At 69.8% G+C, this 19,290-nt stretch carries 18 protein-coding genes and 2 pseudogenes; 6 read left to right on the forward strand and 14 right to left on the reverse strand.

What is annotated here, in order from left to right:
- Positions 1 to 158 precede the first annotated feature (158 nt).
- The 3 genes from speE (at position 159) to WJ35_RS08655 (ending at position 2,330) form a co-directional block, all read left to right on the forward strand.
- Positions 159 to 1,016: a polyamine aminopropyltransferase gene (speE, locus tag WJ35_RS08645; RefSeq protein WP_069239043.1), complete on the forward strand. Its 858-nt coding sequence runs from the start codon at positions 159 to 161 to the stop codon at positions 1,014 to 1,016.
- 133 nt (positions 1,017 to 1,149) lie between these two features.
- The gene (locus WJ35_RS08650; RefSeq protein ID WP_069239044.1) at positions 1,150 to 1,566 is read left to right on the forward strand and encodes a VOC family protein; all 417 of its coding nucleotides are present in this window, start codon (positions 1,150 to 1,152) and stop codon (positions 1,564 to 1,566) included.
- Positions 1,563 to 2,330, forward strand: coding sequence for a 16S rRNA (uracil(1498)-N(3))-methyltransferase (locus tag WJ35_RS08655; protein WP_060236274.1), 768 nt, complete (start codon positions 1,563 to 1,565; stop codon positions 2,328 to 2,330). The genes WJ35_RS08650 and WJ35_RS08655 overlap by 4 nt, the downstream gene beginning before the upstream one ends.
- Before the next feature lie 162 nt (positions 2,331 to 2,492).
- Here the strand turns inward: WJ35_RS08655 and WJ35_RS08660 are convergent, their stop codons facing one another.
- The 3 genes from WJ35_RS08660 to WJ35_RS08670 all read right to left on the reverse strand — a co-directional run bounded on the left by WJ35_RS08660 (position 2,493) and on the right by WJ35_RS08670 (position 6,187).
- Positions 2,493 to 3,062 carry a barstar family protein gene (locus tag WJ35_RS08660; RefSeq protein ID WP_069239422.1) on the reverse strand — a complete coding sequence of 190 codons (570 nt, stop codon included), beginning with the start codon at positions 3,060 to 3,062 and terminating at the stop codon, positions 2,493 to 2,495.
- A 16-nt stretch (positions 3,063 to 3,078) separates the two neighbouring features.
- Positions 3,079 to 3,510, reverse strand: a complete 432-nt coding sequence (locus WJ35_RS08665; RefSeq protein ID WP_060236286.1) for a ribonuclease — start codon at positions 3,508 to 3,510, stop codon at positions 3,079 to 3,081.
- 376 nt (positions 3,511 to 3,886) lie between these two features.
- Positions 3,887 to 6,187: an NADP-dependent malic enzyme gene (locus tag WJ35_RS08670; protein WP_069239045.1), complete on the reverse strand. Its 2,301-nt coding sequence runs from the start codon at positions 6,185 to 6,187 to the stop codon at positions 3,887 to 3,889.
- Positions 6,188 to 6,363: 176 nt separating this feature from the next.
- Here WJ35_RS08670 and thiL point away from each other — a divergent pair.
- From thiL to WJ35_RS08685, 3 genes and pseudogenes are all read left to right on the forward strand, one after another.
- Positions 6,364 to 7,363: pseudogene (thiL, locus tag WJ35_RS08675) on the forward strand (thiamine-phosphate kinase).
- Positions 7,353 to 7,898, forward strand: a complete 546-nt coding sequence (locus WJ35_RS08680; RefSeq protein ID WP_059879625.1) for a phosphatidylglycerophosphatase A — start codon at positions 7,353 to 7,355, stop codon at positions 7,896 to 7,898. The pseudogene thiL and the gene WJ35_RS08680 overlap by 11 nt, the downstream one beginning before the upstream one ends.
- A 30-nt stretch (positions 7,899 to 7,928) precedes the next feature.
- Positions 7,929 to 8,429, forward strand: a complete 501-nt coding sequence (locus tag WJ35_RS08685) for a CinA family protein (protein ID WP_059932169.1) — start codon at positions 7,929 to 7,931, stop codon at positions 8,427 to 8,429.
- Positions 8,430 to 8,507: 78 nt separating this feature from the next.
- Here WJ35_RS08685 and pyrF read toward each other — a convergent pair whose 3' ends face one another.
- The 11 genes and pseudogenes from pyrF to WJ35_RS08740 form a co-directional block, all read right to left on the reverse strand.
- The gene (gene pyrF / locus WJ35_RS08690; protein WP_069239046.1) at positions 8,508 to 9,365 is read right to left on the reverse strand and encodes an orotidine-5'-phosphate decarboxylase; all 858 of its coding nucleotides are present in this window, start codon (positions 9,363 to 9,365) and stop codon (positions 8,508 to 8,510) included.
- Between the two features lie 39 nt (positions 9,366 to 9,404).
- Positions 9,405 to 10,476: pseudogene (locus WJ35_RS08695) on the reverse strand (aldose 1-epimerase).
- Positions 10,477 to 10,549: 73 nt separating this feature from the next.
- Positions 10,550 to 11,329, reverse strand: coding sequence for an SDR family NAD(P)-dependent oxidoreductase (locus tag WJ35_RS08700; RefSeq protein WP_060236374.1), 780 nt, complete (start codon positions 11,327 to 11,329; stop codon positions 10,550 to 10,552).
- Positions 11,330 to 11,348: 19 nt separating this feature from the next.
- The gene (gene araH, locus WJ35_RS08705) at positions 11,349 to 12,365 is read right to left on the reverse strand and encodes an L-arabinose ABC transporter permease AraH (RefSeq protein ID WP_059483460.1); all 1,017 of its coding nucleotides are present in this window, start codon (positions 12,363 to 12,365) and stop codon (positions 11,349 to 11,351) included.
- Positions 12,366 to 12,435: 70 nt separating this feature from the next.
- Positions 12,436 to 13,947: an L-arabinose ABC transporter ATP-binding protein AraG gene (gene araG / locus WJ35_RS08710; RefSeq protein ID WP_060029299.1), complete on the reverse strand. Its 1,512-nt coding sequence runs from the start codon at positions 13,945 to 13,947 to the stop codon at positions 12,436 to 12,438.
- A gap of 66 nt (positions 13,948 to 14,013) precedes the next feature.
- Positions 14,014 to 15,009, reverse strand: coding sequence for an arabinose ABC transporter substrate-binding protein (locus WJ35_RS08715; protein WP_010091304.1), 996 nt, complete (start codon positions 15,007 to 15,009; stop codon positions 14,014 to 14,016).
- Between the two features lie 112 nt (positions 15,010 to 15,121).
- Positions 15,122 to 15,901, reverse strand: a complete 780-nt coding sequence (locus WJ35_RS08720; RefSeq protein ID WP_069239423.1) for an SDR family oxidoreductase — start codon at positions 15,899 to 15,901, stop codon at positions 15,122 to 15,124.
- A complete protein-coding gene (locus WJ35_RS08725) occupies positions 15,901 to 16,578 on the reverse strand; it encodes a 2-dehydro-3-deoxy-6-phosphogalactonate aldolase (RefSeq protein ID WP_060236294.1) in 678 nt (225 codons plus the stop codon). The genes WJ35_RS08720 and WJ35_RS08725 overlap by 1 nt, the downstream gene beginning before the upstream one ends.
- A gap of 32 nt (positions 16,579 to 16,610) precedes the next feature.
- Positions 16,611 to 17,651: a 2-dehydro-3-deoxygalactonokinase gene (locus WJ35_RS08730; RefSeq protein ID WP_069239047.1), complete on the reverse strand. Its 1,041-nt coding sequence runs from the start codon at positions 17,649 to 17,651 to the stop codon at positions 16,611 to 16,613.
- Positions 17,648 to 18,547, reverse strand: a complete 900-nt coding sequence (locus WJ35_RS08735) for an IclR family transcriptional regulator (RefSeq protein ID WP_069239048.1) — start codon at positions 18,545 to 18,547, stop codon at positions 17,648 to 17,650. Before WJ35_RS08735 ends, WJ35_RS08730 begins: the two co-directional genes overlap by 4 nt.
- A gap of 329 nt (positions 18,548 to 18,876) precedes the next feature.
- Positions 18,877 to 19,275 carry an EF-hand domain-containing protein gene (locus WJ35_RS08740; protein ID WP_060236301.1) on the reverse strand — a complete coding sequence of 133 codons (399 nt, stop codon included), beginning with the start codon at positions 19,273 to 19,275 and terminating at the stop codon, positions 18,877 to 18,879.
- Positions 19,276 to 19,290: the final 15 nt, after the last annotated feature.

Here is a 19,290-nt window from a genome sequence, read left to right on the forward strand (position 1 = left end):
CGGAGCAAACGGACGGGGCTGCAAAGCCTGTCATTTTACCAGATGGGCCGGCATTTCCCTTCCGGACGGTCGGCGTTCCGGCACGGTTTTCCGTCAAACTTCCCGCTGTCCGTTTCACGCCCTCTATAATTCAGACGTTGGAACTGTCCGCCCCGCCCGTGAGCACGACGCTTCTCTTTCACCCGACGCCCGACTCCGCCTACGGCTTTCCGCATGCGCGGCGGCTTGCGCACGTCGCGTCCCCGCACCAGGAGATCGAGGTGTGGGAGACCCCGCAGCTCGGCCGACTGTTCACGCTCGACGGCCGGCCGATGACGTCGGTCGGCGACGAGTACATCTACCACGAATGCATGACCCACCCGGCCGCGCTCACGCATCCGTCGCCGCGCAAGGCGCTCGTGCTCGGCGGCGGCGACGGCGGCGCGGCGCGCCAGCTGCTCAAGCACGCGTGCATCGAGCGGATCGTGGTCGCGGAGCTCGACGACGAGGTCGTCGGCATGGCGCGCCGCTTCCTCGACGACGTGCACCAGGGCGCGCTCGACGACCCGCGCGTCGAGGTCGTGATCGGCGACGCCGCGCACTTCGTCGAATCGACCGTCGAGCATTTCGATCTCGTCGTGTTCGACCTCACGCCGCCGGAGTCGCCGGCGGCCGGCCTCTACACGCGCGATTTCTACAAGCATCTCAAGCGGATCCTGACGCCGTGCGGCGCGATCACGATGCATCTCGGCTCGCCGGTCTTTCACGCGGCGCGCATCGCCGCGCTGCTCGCCGACCTGCGCGCGAGCTTCGCGGTCGTCGATCCGTTGTCCGCGCACGTGCCGCTGTACGGCTCGGTGTGGCTGATGGCGATCGCGAGCGACACGCTCGACGCGGCCGCGCTGTTCGCACACGACGTCGACGAGCGGCTCGCCGCCCGCCGCGTGCACGGATTGCGCTACTACGATGCGCGACTTCATGCGGCCCTCTTTGCCCTGCCGCGCGCGCTGCGCGATACACTGGGCGCGCGCCGCTGAGCTTGGCGCAACGCGTCGTGATGCCGGTTGATCGCGCGCTCGTCGGCGCGCAGCGGGCGGGCGCGGTAAACGCCCGTCGCGGCGGCCGCATGCGGCCGAACGCCCGCGCGACGACCTTTCCACAGGAGATTTGATGACCGATCCACGTCCGGCCGACGTGCCTTGGTTGACGCCTTACCTGGCCGTGCGCAACGCGCACGCGAGCATCGATTTCTTCAAGGCCGCGTTCGGCTTCGAGCTGCGCGACGTGCTCGACGAGGACGGCGCGATCATGCACGTCGAGATGGTCTATCGCGGCCAGCTGATCGTGATGTTCGCGCCCGAAGGCGCGTTCGGCTCGACCGCCCGCACGCCGCGGAGCGCGGGCGCGACCGCGCCGCAATCGTTCTATCTGTACGTCGACGACGTGGACGCGACCTGGCAGCGCGCGCTCGACGCCGGCGCGAAATCGCTGAGCGCGCCGCAGGACCAGTTCTGGGGCGACCGCTTCGCGCAGGTCGAGGATCTCGACGGCTACCGCTGGGCGCTCGCGCGCCGTCTCGAATCATGAGCGAAGCCACCACGACCGCGGCCGTGCCGCGCTTTTTCGTCGAAGCGGCGCTGAGCGCCGGCGCCGTGCTCACGCTGCCGGCCGACGTCGCCCGTCACGCGCAGGTGCTGCGGCTGCAGCCGGGCGACGCGCTCGTGCTGTTCGACGGCACGGGCGGCCAGTACCGTGCGCGGCTCGTCGAGATCGACAAGCGCAGCGCGGTCGCGCAGCTCGACGCGTTCGAGCCCGCGGAGGCGGAGCCGCCGTATCGCGTGACGCTCGCGCAGGGGATCGCCGGCGGCGACAAGATGGACTGGGTGATCGAGAAGGCGGTCGAGCTCGGGGTCGCCGCGATCGCGCCGCTGTCGACGTCGCGCGGCGTCGTGCGGCTGTCGGGCGAACGCGCGGAGAAGCGCGTCGCGCACTGGCGCGGCATCGTGCGCGCGTCGTGCGAGCAGTGCGGACGCAACCGCGTGCCGGACGTCGCGCCGGTGCGCGGCTTCGACGCGTGGCTCGATGCGCTGCCGGCCGCGCGGGCCGACGGCGAGCTGCGGCTGCTGCTGTCGCCGCGCGCGAGCATTCCGTTTGCGTCGCTGCCCGACGCGCCGCCCGCCGGCAGTGTCACGCTGTTGATCGGGCCGGAAGGCGGGCTGTCGCCCGACGAGGAACACGCAGCGCGCGCGCACGGGTTCACGGCGCTGTCACTCGGGCCGCGGGTGCTGCGCACGGAGACGGCCGGCGCGGCCGTGCTCGCGGCGCTGGCGGCGCGCTGGGGGGGGTGGTGATGCGGCGGGCCGCCGCGCGTGGCAAGCGGCGGCCCCGAACTCTCGGCGAGTCGCATATCGAGCACCGGCTGCGCCCGGCCCGCGCGAGCGCGGACGCAAAAAAGCCCGCTCGACGCGGGCTTCCTGCAGGATGGGCCGCGTAGGCGGCCGCCGCACCTGCGCTTACGCAAACGAATAAAACACGCGGAACGCAACCTTGCGCTCGGCCCAGAACTCGGCCGCTTCGCGGAACACGTCGAGCAGCGTCTCGCGGCCTTCCTTGTCGAACTTCTGCGCGATCGGCAGCCCTTCGAGCACGATCACGAAACCCGGCTGCGCGCCCGCCTTCGCGACGAGATCGGTCAGGCAGTCGTACAGCGCATCATAGTTCTTGCCGAAATGCTTCGGAAACAGGAACGACGTCGCGATCGTTTCCATCACTTCCTGCTTCGACTGCGCGGCGCCGCAATACGCATACAGGAAATGCTGGCCGAGCCGGCCGGCTTCGTCGGCGAGATCCTGCACGCGAAACGCGCGAATCGACTGCACGAGATTGGGTCGCACGGTCGTGAAAAGGCTCATAGGCTCCTCGTTCGATGAAAGCCCGGGGCTGGCTTCCTGCTCTGCCGGCGCGTCGCCGGCCTGCACCGCCGCGCGCAGCTGCATCACGCGCTGAAACAGATTGCCGTCGCCGGCCGCGAACAGATCCGCCGCCGACGACGCCGTGTCGTGCGTGTAGATGGAGTCGCTCATGCCGTTCATCCCGAAGTCATTCAACAATACGTTTGAAACTGTTGTAGTGGTCGTCCGTGTAATAACAGTTGTCGACCCGGCGCAGCGGCCCGCCGCAGACGATCCGGCGCGCGCCTCGATTGCGCGCGCGCGGGGTCGGCACGGTGTACTCGTGGTAGAAGCCGCGCTTCGCCTTCGGCAGGATCCGCTCGCGGTTGCCGAACACGACGCCGTCTTTCTCGTACGGATAGGGACCGCCACCGGCAATCAGGCCGAGCGTGGTCACGGCCTCGCGCGGAAGGCGGGCGGTCGGGATCGTATCGAACCCGCCGGCGGCCACGTCGGCCGCAACGGCCTGCCGTGCGTAGGCGGCGGAAACCAGACTGCCCGTCGGCGTGCCGACGATACCCATCGCGAACATCGCGAAGACGGACGCGAGCGCGCCGTTGCGGAGCCACTTGCGTGCCATGAACCAGGGTTCCCGCTGTTAAATCAAGTAGTTGACGACCAATAAAAGCGTTAGCGTAGCGCTATTGTCCGCGCGAATCAATGTTCGTTTGGGGATTGAAAGCCTGACCGGATCAGGCCCCGGGCAAATCTTACCGAAATATGGTTACTTTTATCTTACATGCGATAAAATGCCGACGGCATCTCTCGCATGGCAAGACCCTGCCTCCTTGCTACGCTCGCAACCCGGAGTGGAGAGATGCTGCTGTTGCTTATGGGAAGCGCATGCGCGCCCTGCCCGGCGGCGTGCCCATTGCGGGCACGCCTCTTTTTGCCTTTGTTGACAATTTCATCTGCTGTGCCGCGCCGGTTCGACCGGGCGGCACCCGCGTGTTGGCTCAGCGCGACGCGTTCACGTCGGCCACCAGCAGCGCGGCCATGTTGACGATCCGGCGCACCGTCGCCGATTCGGTCAGCACGTGCACCGGCTGCGCGGCGCCGAGCAGGATCGGCCCGATCGCGATGTTGTTGCCCGCGGCCGTCTTCAGCAGGTTGTACGCGATGTTCGCGGCGTCGATGTTCGGCAGGACCAGCAGGTTCGCTTCGCCTTCCAGCGTCGATTCCGGCAGGATTTCCTTGCGCAGCGCCGCGTCGAGCGCGACGTCGCCGTGCATTTCGCCGTCGACCTTCAGGTCCGGCGCGCGTTCCTGCAGGATCGCGAGCGTATCGCGCATCTTCTGCGCGGACGGCGCGTTGCTCGTGCCGAAATTCGAGTGCGACAGCAGCGCGACCTTCGGCTCGATGCCGAAGCGGCGCACTTCCTCCGCCGCCATGATCGTGATCTCGGCGAGCTGTTCCGGGGTCGGATCGACGTTCACGTGCGTGTCGACGAGGAAGATCTGCCGGCCCGGCAGCACGAGGCCGTTCATCGCCGCGTACACGCTGCAGCCCGGGCGCTTGCCGATCACCTGGTCGATGAAGTGCAGGTGGCGGTGCGTCGTGCTGATCGTGCCGCAGATCATCCCGTCCGCTTCGCCCTTCTTCACGAGCATCGAGCCGATCAGCGTCGTGCGGCGGCGCATCTCGACGCGCGCGAGCTGCTCGCTGATGCCCTTGCGGGCCATCATCTTCGCGTAGTCCTGCCAGAACTCGCGGTAGCGCTCGTCGTGCTCGGTGTTGACGACGGTGTAGTCGACGCCCGGCGTCAGGCGCAGGCCGTAGCGCTGGATACGGTGCTCGATCACGGCCGGACGGCCGATCAGGATCGGTTTCGCGAGCTTTTCGTCGACGACGATCTGAACGGCGCGCAGCACGCGCTCTTCCTCGCCTTCCGCGAACACGACGCGCTTCTTCTCGGCCGGCACGCTGCGCGCGAGCTGGAAGATCGGCTTCATCGTCGTGCCGCTGTGGTACACGAACTGCTGCAGGTGCTGCTTGTACGCGTCCATGTCCTCGATCGCGCGCGTCGCGACGCCGCCGTCCATCGCGGCCTGCGCGACGGCCGGCGCAATCTTCACGATCAGGCGCGGATCGAACGGCTTCGGAATCAGGTATTCGGGGCCGAACGACAGGTCCTGGATCCCGTACGCGGTCGCGACGATGTCGCTCTGCTCCTGCTGCGCGAGCTCGGCGATCGCGTTGACGGCGGCGATCTCCATTTCACGCGTGATCGTCGTCGCGCCGACGTCGAGCGCGCCGCGGAAGATGAACGGGAAGCACAGGACGTTGTTGACCTGGTTCGGATAATCGGTGCGGCCGGTCGCGAGCACGGCGTCCGGGCGCACTTCGAGCGCGAGCTCCGGCAGGATTTCCGGCGTCGGGTTCGCGAGCGCGAGGATCAGCGGGCGCTCGGCCATCCCCTTGACCATCTCCTGCTTCAGCACGCCGGCCGCCGACAGGCCGAGGAAGATGTCCGCGCCGTCGATCACCTCGGCGAGCGTGCGCGCGTCGGTTTCGCGCGCGAAACGCTCCTTGTCCGGGTCCATCAGCTCGGTGCGGCCCTTGTAGACCACGCCGGCCAGGTCGGTCACCGTGATGTTCTCGAGCGGCAGGCCGATGTCGACCAGCAGGTCGAGACACGCGAGGGCGGCCGCACCCGCGCCGGACGCGACGAGCTTGACCTCCTTGATGTTCTTGCCGACCACCTTCAGGCCGTTCGTGACGGCCGCGGCGACGACGATCGCGGTGCCGTGCTGGTCGTCGTGGAAGACCGGGATCTTCATCCGCTTGCGGGCTTCGCGCTCGACGATGAAGCAATCCGGCGCCTTGATGTCTTCCAGGTTGATCCCGCCGAAGGTCGGCTCGAGCGCGGCGATCACGTCGACGAGCTTGTGCGGATCGGACTCGTTCAGCTCGATGTCGAACACGTCGATGCCGGCGAACTTCTTGAACAGCACGGCCTTGCCTTCCATCACCGGCTTCGACGCGAGCGGGCCGATGTTGCCGAGGCCGAGCACCGCGGTGCCGTTCGTGACGACGCCGACCAGGTTGCTGCGCGCGGTGAAGCGGGCCGCGTTGAGCGGATTCTCGACGATCTCCTCGCACGCGAACGCGACGCCCGGCGAATAGGCGAGCGCCAGGTCGCGCTGGTTGATCATCTGCTTGGTCGGCGCAATCGCGACCTTGCCGGGGGTCGGGAATTCGTGGTAATCGAGGGCGGCTTCGCGGAGCTTGGCTTTGGAGGAGGCTTGCGTGGACATGTGTCTCGTGGCGTGCGGATTAGAATACCTAGTCGACCATTGTAGCGCCAATCGAAGTCGCCAAAACCTCCATTCAGGTGCAACAGTCGCGACAAAATTGTACTGAACGGTGCAGGAGCGCCGCCGTTCGCCTCGTACAATGTGCCGTTCTCTCAACCGCTTCGGGTCCGTCCGCCGTGCCAGCCTCCCTCTCCGAGTTCTCGTTGATCGACCGCTTCTTCGCGCGCCGCGCGGCCCGGGGCGCGCGCGCCGCGACGCTCGGGATCGGCGACGATTGCGCGCTGTTCGCGCCGCGTTCCGGGAAATTGCTCGCCATTTCGACGGACATGCTGGTCGAGGGCCGCCACTTCTTCCCCGACGTCGCGCCGCACGCGCTCGGCCACAAGACGCTCGCGGTCAACCTGTCCGACCTCGCGGCGATGGGCGCCGAGCCGCGTGCGTTCACGCTCGCGTGCGCGCTGCCGCGCGCCGACGCGGCGTGGCTCGAAGCGTTCAGCGACGGGCTCTTCGCGCTCGCGGAGCGGTTCGGCTGCGAGCTGATCGGCGGCGACACGACGAGCGGGCCGCTGAACCTGTGCGTGACCGTGTTCGGCGAAGTCGCGCCCGACGCCGCGCTGCGGCGCGACGCCGCGCGCGACGGCGACGACGTCTGGGTGTCCGGCACGCTCGGCGACGCGCGGGCCGGGCTCGGCGTCGCGCGCGGAGAATGGACGGCCGGCGCGCAGGAAGCGGCCGTGTTCCGGGCGGCGCTCGAGCGCCCCGAGCCGCGCGTCGCGCTCGGCCTCGCGCTCGCGGGCGTCGCGCACGCGGCGCTCGACCTCTCGGACGGCCTCGCCGGCGACCTGCAGCACATCCTCGAGCGCTCGCGCGTGCGCGCGGACATCGACGCCGACGCGGTGCCGCGCTCGGCCGCGCTCGCGACGCTGCCGCCCGACGTGCAGCGCCGCTGCACGCTCGCCGGCGGCGACGACTACGAACTGTGCTTCACCGCGCCCGCCGCCGCCCGCGCGGCGGTCGAGGCGGCGGGCACCGGCGCCCGGCGTCGCGGTCACGCGAATCGGTACAATACGCGCGTTGTCCACGCAGTCGGAGCGGCCCGCGATCGCGTGGCACGACGCCGCCGGCGCGCCCCTCGCTCTCACGTTGCACGGTTTCGACCACTTCCATGCAGACTGACCCGACGCCCCCGCGCGCCGCGGCCGACGCCGGCGCAACGCCCCACGCGCCGAGACGCGCCACCGTGCGCTTCATGTTCTCGCATCCCGCGCACCTGCTGTCGCTCGGGTTCGGCAGCGGCCTCGCGCCGATCATGCCCGGCACGTTCGGCACGCTGTTCGGCTGGCTGACGTTCGTCGCGTTCAGCCGCTACCTGACGGTGCCCGAATGGTGGGGGCTGATCGCGGCCGGCTTCGTCGCCGGCGTCTGGCTCACCGGCTTCACCGCGAAGAAGCTGGGCAACGCCGACCCGGGCCCGGTCGTCTGGGACGAGATCGTCGCGATCTGGATCGTGATGCTGTTCGTCACGCCGGCGACGTTCATCGGCCAACTCTGGGCCTTCGTCGTGTTCCGCTGCTTCGACATGCTCAAGCCGCCGCCGATCCGCTACCTCGAACGCCGGATGAAGGGCGGCCTCGGCATCATGGCCGACGACCTGATCGCCGCGTTCATGTCGCTGCTCGTGATCGCGCTGTGGCGGTCCTTCGCCGGCTGACCTTTCCGACTCCTGCCTCTCCCCTTTCGCATGCCAACCGATTCCGTCGTCCATCAGCTTGCGATCCGCGCAGGCAACAAGCTGCGCGACGAGCACCTGCTGCTCGCGACCGCCGAATCCTGCACCGGCGGGATGATCGCCGCGGCGATCACCGACATCTCCGGCAGCAGCCAGTGGTTCGAGCGCGGCTTCGTCACCTATTCGAATCAGGCCAAGAGCGAGATGATCGGCGTGCCGCCCGAGCTGATCGACAAGCACGGCGCCGTCAGCGAGCCGGTCGCGCGCGCGATGGCCGAAGGCGCGCTGCGCAACAGCCGCGCGCAGGTGTCGCTCGCGGTGACCGGCATCGCCGGGCCCGCGGGCGGCAGCGAGAAGAAGCCGGTCGGCACCGTGTCGTTCGCGTGGAGCAACCGGCTGCATACCGACGCCGAGACGCAGGTGTTCAAGGGAGATCGCGAGCAGATCCGCACGCAGGCCGCCGCGCATGCGCTGCGCGGGCTGCTGAAGCTGCTCGAAGAGCGCGAGGGCTGACGCGCCGGCGGCCCGGTGCGGGCCGCACGAGATGGGTGTGGGTCGCGGAAACGAGCCGCGATCGGCGGCCCGCCCCGCTCAACGATGCGCGTTGATCGCGTCGCGGGTCTTCTGCGCGGCGAGCGCCGCGGCTTCGGCGAAATCCTCGTCCTTGCTCGCGTACAGGATCGCACGCGACGAGTTGATCATCATTCCGGTGCCGTCGGCCGTGCGGCCTGCGCGGACGGTCGCCTCCACGTCGCCGCCCTGCGCGCCGATGCCGGGAATCAGCAGCGGCATGTCGCCGACGATCCCGCGCACGACTTCGATTTCGTTCGGGAACGTCGCGCCGACGACGAGGCCGAGCTGGCCGCTCTTCGCGTTCCACTTGTTCGCCGCGAGGTCGGCGACCACCTGATACAGCGGGCGGCCCGGATGGCCGGCCCCCGGATGGCCGGCCCCGTTCGTTTCCAGAAACTGCAGGTCCGAGCCGCCCGGGTTCGACGTGCGGCACAGCACGATCACGCCCTTGCCTTCGTGCTCGAAATACGGCTCGACCGAGTCGAAGCCCATGTACGGGTTCACCGTCACCGCATCCGCGCGGTAGCGCTCGAACGCTTCGCGCGCGTATTGCTCGGCGGTGCTGCCGATGTCGCCGCGCTTCGCGTCGAGGATCACCGGCAGGCCCGGATGCTGCAGGTGGATGTGCGCGATCAGCCGCTCGAGCTGGTCTTCCGCGCGGTGCGCGGCGAAGTAGGCGATCTGCGGCTTGAACGCGCTTGCGTACGGCGCGGTCGCGTCGACGATCTGCCGGCAGAATTCGAAGATCGCGTCGGGCTGGCCGTCGAACTGCACGGGGAAGCGCGACGGCTCGGGATCGAGGCCGACGCACAGCAGCGAATTGGTGCGCTGCCACGCGGCGCGCAGCGATTCGATGAAAGTAAGCGGGGAAGACATGGCGGATACTCGCGGCTAACCGTTGGTAGACCGCCCATTTTACCCGCGTCGCCGGCGGCTTTCGCGCGCGGGCGCATCACCGCGTACCTCGCCGCGCACGTCGCCGCGCTCGACGGTGAACGCGAAGCGCCGCGCGAGCCGCTCGCCCGGCGCGAGCAGCGTCATCCCGTGCGCGGCCGCGCCGCCCGGCAGGTTCACCGCATTGATCGGATGATCGACCGGCTCGAAGCAGAAGAAATCCTCGCCGGGCGGCGTATAGAGCACGTAGGCATCCGCATCGGCCGCGACGGTCAGCGTGAGCCCGCGGCGCGGCCAGCTCACCGTCGCATGGCCGCCCCAGCCGGTGAACGCATGATTCACGAGCGTCGCCGGCAGCGGATACGCGACGCCGAACTGCCACGCCGGCGGCACGTTCACGTGCCGCACCGGCAGGAAGTCGGCGCCCGACAGCCACAGCCCGCCCGCCGCGGCGGCGAGCGCGGTCGCGTCGTCGCGCACCAGGAACGGATGCACGCCGAGCCCGAACGGCAGCCGCGCGCGGCCGGCGTTCTCGATCGCCAGCGCGATCGACAGCGTCGCGTCGTCGAGCGCGAAGGTCTGCGTCGCGCGAAACGCATAGGGCGCGCCGTCGCCCGCGATCGAGCGACAGCCGCAGCGTCGTGTCGGTTGCGGCGTCGACCTGCCAGCGCGCGAGCCAGCCGTCGCCGTGGATCGGCAGCGGCTCGTCGCGGCGGTTGCGCGGCACCGCGACGCGGCGGCCGTCGCATTCGAAGCGCGCGCCGCCGATCCGGTTCGAGTACGGCAGCAGCGGATAGCACGCGAGCTCGTTCGGATCGGTCGCAGCGTCGGGCCGTTCGCAGCGGCGGAACACCGGCGTGAGCGCGCCGTCGTCGCGCCAGTCGAAACGCGCGATCCCGCCGCCCAGATGCGGCAGCACGTCGACCCGCAGCGCCGCATTCGACAGCGTGACGGCCGCCGTGTGCGACGCGCCGACGCCCTGCGCGAGCGCGGCGGTCTGCGGTCCGGCGCTGACCGGATGCGCGGCGGCGGCGAGCCGCGCGCGGCGCGTCTGGCTCGTGGACGACGATGCGCGCGAGGGCGTGGCAGTCATGTCGAACTCCTTTCCTTCGTCGATGAAACGATACGGCGCGCTCGCGCGGCGCCGTGCGAACGCGACATCGCAATCAGGCCCAGCCGCCGTCGACGATCAAGTCCTGCGCGGTGATCATCCGGCTGTCGTCGGCCGCGAGGAACAGCGCCATGCGCGCCAGATCGGCGGGCAGCAGCTCGGCGTCGAGGCACTGGCCGGCCTTGATCGCCGCGCGGCCCGCGTCGTCGAGCCACAGCCGGCGCTGCTTGTCGGTCATCACCCAGCCCGGCACCAGCGAATTGACGCGGATGCCGAACGGGCCGAGGTCGCGCGCGAGCCCGCGCGTGAGCCCCTGCACGGCCGCCTTCGCGGTCACGTACACCGGATAGCCGCCGTTCTTCAGCATCCAGCTGATCGAGCCGAGATTGATGATCGCGCCGCCGCCGAGCTGCTTCATGTCGTCGATCACCGCCTGCGCGGCGAAGAACTGGTGGCGCAGGTTCACCGCGATGCCCGCGTCGAACGATTCGGGCGTCACGTCGCCGATCGCGTGGCGCACGTCGTTGGCCGCGTTGTTGACGAGCACCGCAATCGCGCCGGCCTGCGCGCGGATCGCGTCGATCGTGCGGCGCAGCGCGCCGATGTCGGTGAGGTCGCATGCGGCGAACAGCGGCACATGGCGTGCGTGCGCGAGACGCGCGGCCAGCGCGTGGCCCGCCGCGGCGTCGAGATCGACGAACGCGACGCGCGCGCCCTGCTCCGCGAAGTGCTCGACGAACGCGGCGCCGATGCCGGTTGCGCCGCCGGTGATCAGCACGGTGCGGTCGGCGAGGCTCGGGTAGCGCGCATAGCGCGCGGACGTTTCGTTATGCATGCCGGTAAGCTCCATCGGTTCAGTCGCGCCCGCCGCGGTTCTTCAGCTGGTCGAGCAGCACCGCCGCCAGCAGGATCGCGCCGCGCACCAGGTATTGATAGAACGCGTCGATGTTCAGCAGGTTCATCACGTTCTCGACGGTGCCCATGATCAGCACGCCGATCACGACGCCCGAGATCGTCGCGCGCCCGCCCAGCAGCGACACGCCGCCGAGCACGCACGCGGAGATCACGTTCAGCTCGAAGCCCTGCGCGGCGTTCGGCTGGCCCGACGTGATGCGCGACGCGAGGATCACGCCCGCGAGCGCCGTCACCGCGCCCTGGATCAGGAAGATCCAGACGCGCGTGCGCTCGACGTTGATCCCCGCGAGCCGCGACGCCTCCGGGTTGCCGCCGATCGCGAGCGTGTTGCGCCCGTACACGGTCTGGTTCAGCAGCACGCCGAACACGACGAAGCACAGCAGCGTGACCCAGATCGGCAGCGACACGCCGAACAGCGTGAGGCCGCCGAGCGCGATGAAGGTGTCCGACGACACGCCCACCGCCTGCCCTTTCGACACGATGAAGCCGAGCCCGCGCACGATTTCCATCGTCGCGAGCGTCGTGATCAGCGCGTTGATCCGCAGGTACGCGATCACCGCGCCGTTCACGAAGCCGATCGCGGCACCCGCCGCGACCGCGGCGAGGATCGCGACGAACGTGTTGTCGGTCGCGTTGAGCACCATCGCGCACAGCACGCCCGAGAACGCGACGGTCGAGCCGATCGACAGGTCGAAGTCGCGCGACGCGAGACAGAACATCATCGTGCACGCGACCATCCCGATCTGCGAGATCGACAGCGCGAGGCCCAGCATGTTGTCGATCGAGAAGAAGTGATCGACGCTCAGCGACATCGTCACGAACATCGCCGCGAAGATCGCGATCAGGCTGTAGTCGGTGAGCTGCTGCCACCATTTCTGGCGATCGGTCGGCTGTGGAACCAGTGCATCGGCCGCGGGCTTCACGGCGGCGCCGGCGAGGTTTTCTCTGACTTGCATGGTGGTGTCTCCTGCTCCTGCATCGCGCGGTCCGTCGGCGGCCGCGCGGAAATCGAATGTCTTGGTGGATTCAGGCCGCCTGCGCGGCGCTCGTCTGCGGCAACGCGAGGCTCAGCACCGCATGCTCGTTCGCCTGCGCGCGCGGCAGCTCGCCCGCGATGCGCCCTTCGCGCATCACGACGATGCGGTCGGACACGCCGAGCACTTCCGGCAGCTCCGACGACACCATCACGATCGCGCAGCCGCGCTCCGCGAGCCGGTAGATCACGTCGTAGATCTCGTGCTTCGCGCCGACGTCGATGCCGCGCGTCGGCTCGTCGAGGATCACGACCTTCAGGTCGGGCTCCGCGAGCCAGCGCGACAGGATCGCCTTCTGCTGGTTGCCGCCCGACAGGAAGCGGATCTTCTGGCGGCGGCTCGGCGTCTTGATCTTCAGCCGCTGGATGAAGCGGTCGGCGGTTTCGCTTTCCGTCTTGCGATCGATGAACAGCCCGGCACGCAGCGAATGGCGGCGGCAGCTGATGTTGATGTTCTCCGCGACCGACGCCATCGCGATGATCCCTTCCTCCTTGCGGTCCTCCGGGCACAGCACGATGCCGTGGCGGATCGCGTCGCCGGTGCGCTTCACGTCGATGCGCGCGCCGTCGAGCGCGAGCGCGCCCGCGCGCTTGCGATCGGCGCCGTACACGAGCCGCATCAGCTCGCTGCGCCCCGCGCCGACGAGGCCGAAGAAGCCGACGATCTCGCCCGCGCGCACCGCGAAGCTCGCCGGCTCGCGCAGCGCGTCGCCCTCGATCCCTTCGACCGACAGCCGCACGTCGCCGAGCGCGCGCGGCGCATAGTGATAGATGTCGGCGATCTCGCGCCCGACCATCTCCGCGACGAGGCGCTCGCGCGGCACGTCGGCGAGCGACGCGTGCGACGCGATCCTGCGGCCGTCGCGGAAGATCGTGCACGCGTCGCACAGCCGGTAGATCTCGTCCATCCGGTGCGAGATGTAGATCAGCGCGCGGCCGTCGGCGCGCAGGTCGTCGACGAGCTTGAACAGCACCTCGGTCTCGCGGTGCGACAGCGAGCTCGTCGGCTCGTCGAGCGCGATCACGCGCGCGTTGCGCAGCAGCGCCTTGCAGATCTCGACCATCTGCCGCTGCGCGATCGACAAGCGGCCGAGCTTCGCGTCCGGATCGAGATCGACGCCCATCGCGGCGAGCCGCTCGCGCACGTAGCGCTTCGCCTCGCCCTTCCTCACCCAGCCGAACGCATTCGGCAGGCGGCCGAGCAGCAGGTTCTCCGCGACCGTCAGGTCGGGCACGTATTGCAGCTCCTGGTGGATCACCGCGATGCCGGCCGCGATCGACGCAGCCGCATTCGGAAAATGCACGGGCCGGCCGTCGACCAGCACGCTGCCCGCATCGGGCTGATATTCGCCGCCGAGAATCTTCAGCAGCGTCGACTTGCCCGCGCCGTTCTCGCCCATCAGGCCGTGCACCTCGCCCGCACGCACGTCGAACGAGATGCCGTCGAGTGCGCGCACGCCGGGAAACACCTTGCCGATATTGTCAAAACGCAGTGCCGCTGACACTTCGCCTCTCCAGTTACGATCGATCGACCGTCGGCCGCCGCAGCATGCGGCAGCCGCCCGGGACGGTTACTTCGACGCGAGCCCCATCTCGTCGCGCACCTTGCCGACGTTCTCGCGCGTCGCGAGCATGCCGGTCGTGAGCGTGAGCGGCGCCGGCGCCTTGCCCTGCGTGATCCACGCGTACATCAGCTCGGACGTTTCCTCGCCGTGGCGCTTCGGGCTGATGATCACGGTGCCGAAGAAGCCGGTCGGCTGCGGCTTCTTGAATTCGTTCAGCGCCGAGTCGGAGCCGCCGATGCCGATGCCGATCATGTCCGCCGCCTTGAAGCCGCGCCCTTCGGCCGCGCGCACGGCGCCGAGCACCGCCTCGTCGTTCAGCCCGTATGCGACCCAGTGCTTGAACTGCGGGTTCTTCGTGAGCGCGATGTTCGCGGCGTTGAACGCGTTCTCGGTGTCGGTCTTCGCCTGCGGCGCGGCGATCACGTTCGCCTTCGGAAAGCCCGCGGCGACGAGCGCGTCGGTCGCGCCGGCGGTGCGGTCATGCGCGGTCGGCAGCTGCTCGTAGGTGATGTCGATCGCGCCGACCTCCTTCATGTTCCAGCCGCGCTTCCTGATCTCGGCCGCGATGCCGTCGCCGACCTGCTTGCCGATGTTGTACGCGGAGATGCCCATGTGCGGCACCGCTTCGAGCGGCTTGCCGGCGCCGTCGACGAGGCGGTCGTCGACGGTCATCATCTTCAGCCCGTGCGACTTCGCCTTCGCGACGATGCCCGGCCCGAGCTTCACGTCGGGCGTGCAGATGATGAAGCCCTGCGCCTTCTGCGCGGCGAGGTTGTCGATCGCGCTCATCACCTTCTCGCCGGACGGCGCGCCGATCTTCACGAGCGTGAAGCCCTTGTCCTTCGCGGCGAGCTCCGCGAACTTCCACTCGTCCTGGAACCACGGCTCCTCCGGCTGCTTCACGAGGAAGCCGATCTTGACCGGGTCGGCCGCGTGTGCGAGCGGGCTGCCCATCAGCACCGCGGCGGCGGCGGCGAGCGTGACGAACGATCTGCGTTTCATCTCCAGTGTCTCCTTGTCTTCATCGATCGGAATACGGCCGCTTACTTGTGTCGACGCAGCGTGCGCGCGGCCCTCGCACGCTGCGGTCTTTCGATTCGGTCCTGCAGCTCCTTCAGTCGTGATACAGCGCCGCGCGCCCGCCATCGACCGTGATGCAGGTCGCGTTGATGAACGGCGCCTCGTCCGACGCGAGGAACACGGCCGTCATCGCGACTTCCTCCGGCCGGCCGATCCGCTTCATCGGCTGCAGCGCGAGCGTGTCGGCCCGCGCGACGGCCGGGTCCGGCTGCGCGTCCCACCAGTCGCGCGTGAGCTGCGTCTCGATGTAGCCCGGCGCGATCGCGTTCACGCGCACGTTGCGCGCCGCGTATTCGATGCCGAGCGCGCGCGTCAGGCCCAGCACGCCGTGCTTCGCGACCGGGTACGGAAAGCAGCCCGGAATGATCCGGAACGCATGCGTCGACGCGATGTTCACGATGCTGCCGCGCCCGCGCTCCACCATGCCGGCCAACGCCGCGCGGCAGCCGTGCCACACGCCGTCGAGATCGACCGCGAAGCAGCGGCGCCAGTCGTCGTCGGTCATCGTCAGCGGATCGCGGAACACGTTGATGCCCGCGTTGTTGACGAGCGCGTCGAGCGGCCCGAGCGACGCTTCGGCCTGCGCGAGCGCGTCGCGCACCGAGTCCTGGCGCGTGACGTCCGCGTGAAGCGGCAGCACGCGCGCACCGTCGACCTCGGCGGCGATCGCGGCGGCGGTGCGCTGCGCGTGCTCGACGTCGACGTCGAGCAGCGCGACGCACGCGCCTTCGCGCGCGAACGCGTGCGCGATCGCCGCGCCGATGCCGCGGCCCGCGCCCGTCACCATCGCGACCTTGCCCGCGAGGCGGCCCATCATGCGGCTCCGCCGCGCGCCGCGCGCAGCCCGGCCTGGAACGCGCGCGCGTGGGCCGCGGTCGCGTCGGCGGACTGGCCGGGCCGGTACAGCGCGGAGCCGAGCCCGAAGCCGTTCGCGCCGGCGGCGAGGAACGCCTGCATGTTGTCGGGCGTGACGCCGCCGACCGGCACCAGCGGCACCGCGCGATCGATCACCGCGCGCCACGCCTTCACGACCGTCAGGCCAAGCTGCTCGGCCGGGAACATCTTCAGCACGTCCGCGCCGTTCGCGAGCGCGGCGAACGCCTCGGTCGGCGTCGCGACGCCGGGCGCGCTCGCGAGGCCCAGCTCGCGCGCGCGGCGGATCACCGCGCCGTCGCTGTGCGGCATCACGATCAGCGCGCCGCCCGCGTCCCGCACGCGGTCGACGTATTCGGGCCGCAGCACGGTGCCCGCGCCGACGATCGCGTCGTCGGGCAGCGCGCGGCGCAACGCCGTGATGCTGTCGAGCGGCTCGGGCGAGTTGAGCGGCACTTCGACGATCCGGAAGCCCGCTTCATAGAGCGCATGGCCATGCGCCGCCGCGTCGCCGGGCGCGATGCCGCGCAGGATCGCGATCAGCGGGCACGCGGCGAACGCCTGCATCAGCGCGGGATGCGGCGCATACGGCGCGGGCAGCGTGAGTTCGGACGACATGGATGGCTTTCCTCCGCAATCGGTTCGGTTCATCAATCGGCGCAGACCGGCGCACTGTCCGCGCGCACGAGCCCGGCGCGAGACGCGATCCGCCACAGTCCGCGCTCGGTCGCATTGGCGACGACCCGCGCATGCGGGCAGCCGAACGCGTGCAGCGCGGCCGCGTAGCGCGCGCACAGCGCGTCGTCGCCGATCAGCAGCAGCGGCTGGTTCGCGAGCGCGACGCCGCGCTCCGCGAGCATCGCGTCGAGCGCATTCAGCTCGTGGCCGATCAGCAGGCCGGACAGATAGTCGCCCTGCGCTTGCGGCGCGAGACGGCCGGTCAGGCCCAGCGTGCGCGTGCTGAAAATCGTCGCGAGCAGGCCGGCCCGCTGCGCGCCGCGCGCGACCGACACGCCGCGCAGGAACGCCGCGCGATCGGGTTCATCGGGCGAGCGCATCGTGCGGCCGAGGATCGTGTGATCGCGCAGCGCGCCGAACAGCTCGCCCGTCATGAAGGTCTGGAAGCGCTCGACGAGCCCGCGCTTCACCCACGCCCATTTCGCGTGCGTGCCCGGCAGCCCGATCAGTAGACCTGAATGATCCGCTCCAATTGAAGAAGCTGCATCGAGTGCGCCGACGATCTGCGTTTCTTCGCCGCGCATCACGTCGGGCAACTCGCCCGTCGCGATCACGCCCGGCACGATCGACACCGTCGCGCCGCGCGCGCTTTCGATCGTGACGATGCCGACGACCAGCGCGTCGACGCCGGCCGGCGCTTCGACATAAGGCGCCTCGCGCCAGCCCTGCGCGCTGCCGACCATGCCGGCGGCGAGCACCGGCACGCCGGGTGCGCGGTCGAGCCAATCGCCGCACGCGTCCTCGAACGCGGCGTCGAACGCGCGCGCGCCGCCCGCCGGCACGTGCATCACGCCCGCCGCGCGGCTGCGTGTCGCGAGCAGTGCGCCGTGCGCGTCGTACAGGTACGCGCGCAGCGACGTCGTGCCCCAGTCGAGCGCGATCAGCGCCGGGGCGGCGGTGAAGGTGGTGAAGGTGGTGAAGGTGTCCGGAGCGATCCGGGTCGGGTTCGTCATCGTTTGATCCTGCGGGTACCCTGCGGCGGGCTCCAGCCCAGTTCCGCGGAAATGGCTCGCGCTTCGCGCTGCACGAGCGGAATCAGTTCGTCCATCCGGTCGTGCGGCATGTACGGAATCGTGCTCGCGACCGACACCGCCGCGACGATCGCGCCGGACGCATCGCGGATCGGCGCGGCGACGCAGCGGATCGACGCTTCGTTTTCCTCGAGATCGAACGTGTAGCCGCCCGCCGCGTAATGCGCCATGCGCTGCAGGAACGCGCTCGCGTCGGGGTGCCGGTCCGGCTTGAAGTTCACGCCGGCGAGCGCGCGCCGCGCGGCTTCGAACAGCGTGCGCCACGTGTCGGGCTCGAGGTCGAGCATCATCGCCTTGCCGATGCCGGTCGACGCGAGCGGCATCCGGTGGCCGACGCGCGAACGCATCTCGAGCCCGCGCGTGCCGGGAATCTTGTCGATGTAGAGCACGTCGTCGCCGTCGCGCACGCCGAGGTGGATCGTATCGAGCGTCGCTTCGGCGAGCGCCTCCAGGTGCGGCCGCGCGACCGCGGTCAGCGGCATCTGCTCGAGCGCGATCGTGCCGAGCTCGATCAGCTTCGGGCCGAGCAGGTAGCCGCCCTGCACCTGGCGCAGGTAGCGCGCCTGCACGAGGCTGCTGACGAGGCGGTGCGTGGTGCTGCGCGTCGTGCCGAGCGCCGCGCCGATCGCGCGCATGTCGCGCGCGCCGTTCGCGATCGCCTCGAGGATCGCGAGGCCGCGCAGCAGCGTCTGCGTGCCGGCCTGCTGCGCCGCGAGATCGAGCGGCGTGCTGGTCGCGCCGATGCTGTCGGTCAGCGGCGCATCGTCCGGCGTCGCGCGCCGGGCGTCGAGAGCAAGGGTGTCGGGCATGTTGGTCATGGAGCGGGCTTCGTCAACGGAATCGGTGAAGCCGCCGTCGCGACGCGCAAGCGAGCGCGGGCGTCGCGGCGAGGCGGCGGTCGATGCACCGAGTAAAGCGCCCGGCGAACGTCATGGAAAGTGTCTCCGTGTGCGTCGGGCGCCGCGCGATGCGGGAGTCCGAAGCCTGTCGATATGCTTCGGATTGTAGAAGTGCGCGCATTCAGCTCCAATATTTGAATGCGTTGTCCAGATATTGAGAGATTGCGGCGCGCGTGCACGATGTAATACGGGGGCGGAACCCGCATTCGCCGCAGGTTCCGCCCCCGTTTGTCGTGCTCGCGATGCGCTTATTGCTGCTTCGCGTCGCGCGTCTGCATGTAGCGCTGCACGTCGCTGAACGACACGCGCCCGCTGCCGGTCGAGTCGATCTGCCGGAAGTGGTTCGCGACGTAGCCGAGTCCGGCCGCGCGCGCCTGCGCTTCGGTCACCGAGCCGGTGTTCTGCGTGTCGGCCGCGCGGAACTGCCGGGCGAGCTTGGCCACCACCTGCGCGTGCAGCGCGGCGCCGGTCGTCTGCGTGCCCGCGGTCGGCTTGCGCGCGGCGGGCGGCACGTACGGATCGCCGAGCTGCGCCTGGCGGGATCGCACGGGTGCGGCGGCATCGCTCGCCTGCGCGAGCGCGGAGAACGAGGTGGCGAGACTGCCGCAGGCGAGCGCTGCGGCGATGACGATAAATCGCTTCTTCATGTCAGGCTCCAGTCT

Source organism: Burkholderia ubonensis (genome assembly GCF_001718695.1).
Lineage (GTDB): Bacteria > Pseudomonadota > Gammaproteobacteria > Burkholderiales > Burkholderiaceae > Burkholderia > Burkholderia ubonensis_B.

Coding starts and splice junctions, on each gene's coding strand:
- WJ35_RS08725 (WP_060236294.1), bottom strand. CDS start 16,578: ATGTCGTCCGAACTCACGCTGCCCGCGCCGTATGCGCCGCATCCCGCG.
- WJ35_RS08730 (WP_069239047.1), bottom strand. CDS start 17,651: ATGACGAACCCGACCCGGATCGCTCCGGACACCTTCACCACCTTCACC.
- WJ35_RS08665 (WP_060236286.1), bottom strand. CDS start 3,510: ATGGCACGCAAGTGGCTCCGCAACGGCGCGCTCGCGTCCGTCTTCGCG.
- WJ35_RS08740 (WP_060236301.1), bottom strand. CDS start 19,275: ATGAAGAAGCGATTTATCGTCATCGCCGCAGCGCTCGCCTGCGGCAGT.
- araH (WP_059483460.1), bottom strand. CDS start 12,365: ATGCAAGTCAGAGAAAACCTCGCCGGCGCCGCCGTGAAGCCCGCGGCC.
- WJ35_RS08660 (WP_069239422.1), bottom strand. CDS start 3,062: ATGAGCGACTCCATCTACACGCACGACACGGCGTCGTCGGCGGCGGAT.
- WJ35_RS08655 (WP_060236274.1), top strand. CDS start 1,563: ATGAGCGAAGCCACCACGACCGCGGCCGTGCCGCGCTTTTTCGTCGAA.
- WJ35_RS08685 (WP_059932169.1), top strand. CDS start 7,929: ATGCCAACCGATTCCGTCGTCCATCAGCTTGCGATCCGCGCAGGCAAC.
- WJ35_RS08700 (WP_060236374.1), bottom strand. CDS start 11,329: ATGCATAACGAAACGTCCGCGCGCTATGCGCGCTACCCGAGCCTCGCC.
- WJ35_RS08720 (WP_069239423.1), bottom strand. CDS start 15,901: ATGGGCCGCCTCGCGGGCAAGGTCGCGATGGTGACGGGCGCGGGCCGC.
- WJ35_RS08650 (WP_069239044.1), top strand. CDS start 1,150: ATGACCGATCCACGTCCGGCCGACGTGCCTTGGTTGACGCCTTACCTG.
- pyrF (WP_069239046.1), bottom strand. CDS start 9,365: ATGTCTTCCCCGCTTACTTTCATCGAATCGCTGCGCGCCGCGTGGCAG.
- WJ35_RS08670 (WP_069239045.1), bottom strand. CDS start 6,187: ATGTCCACGCAAGCCTCCTCCAAAGCCAAGCTCCGCGAAGCCGCCCTC.
- WJ35_RS08735 (WP_069239048.1), bottom strand. CDS start 18,547: ATGACCAACATGCCCGACACCCTTGCTCTCGACGCCCGGCGCGCGACG.
- WJ35_RS08680 (WP_059879625.1), top strand. CDS start 7,353: ATGCAGACTGACCCGACGCCCCCGCGCGCCGCGGCCGACGCCGGCGCA.
- WJ35_RS08715 (WP_010091304.1), bottom strand. CDS start 15,009: ATGAAACGCAGATCGTTCGTCACGCTCGCCGCCGCCGCCGCGGTGCTG.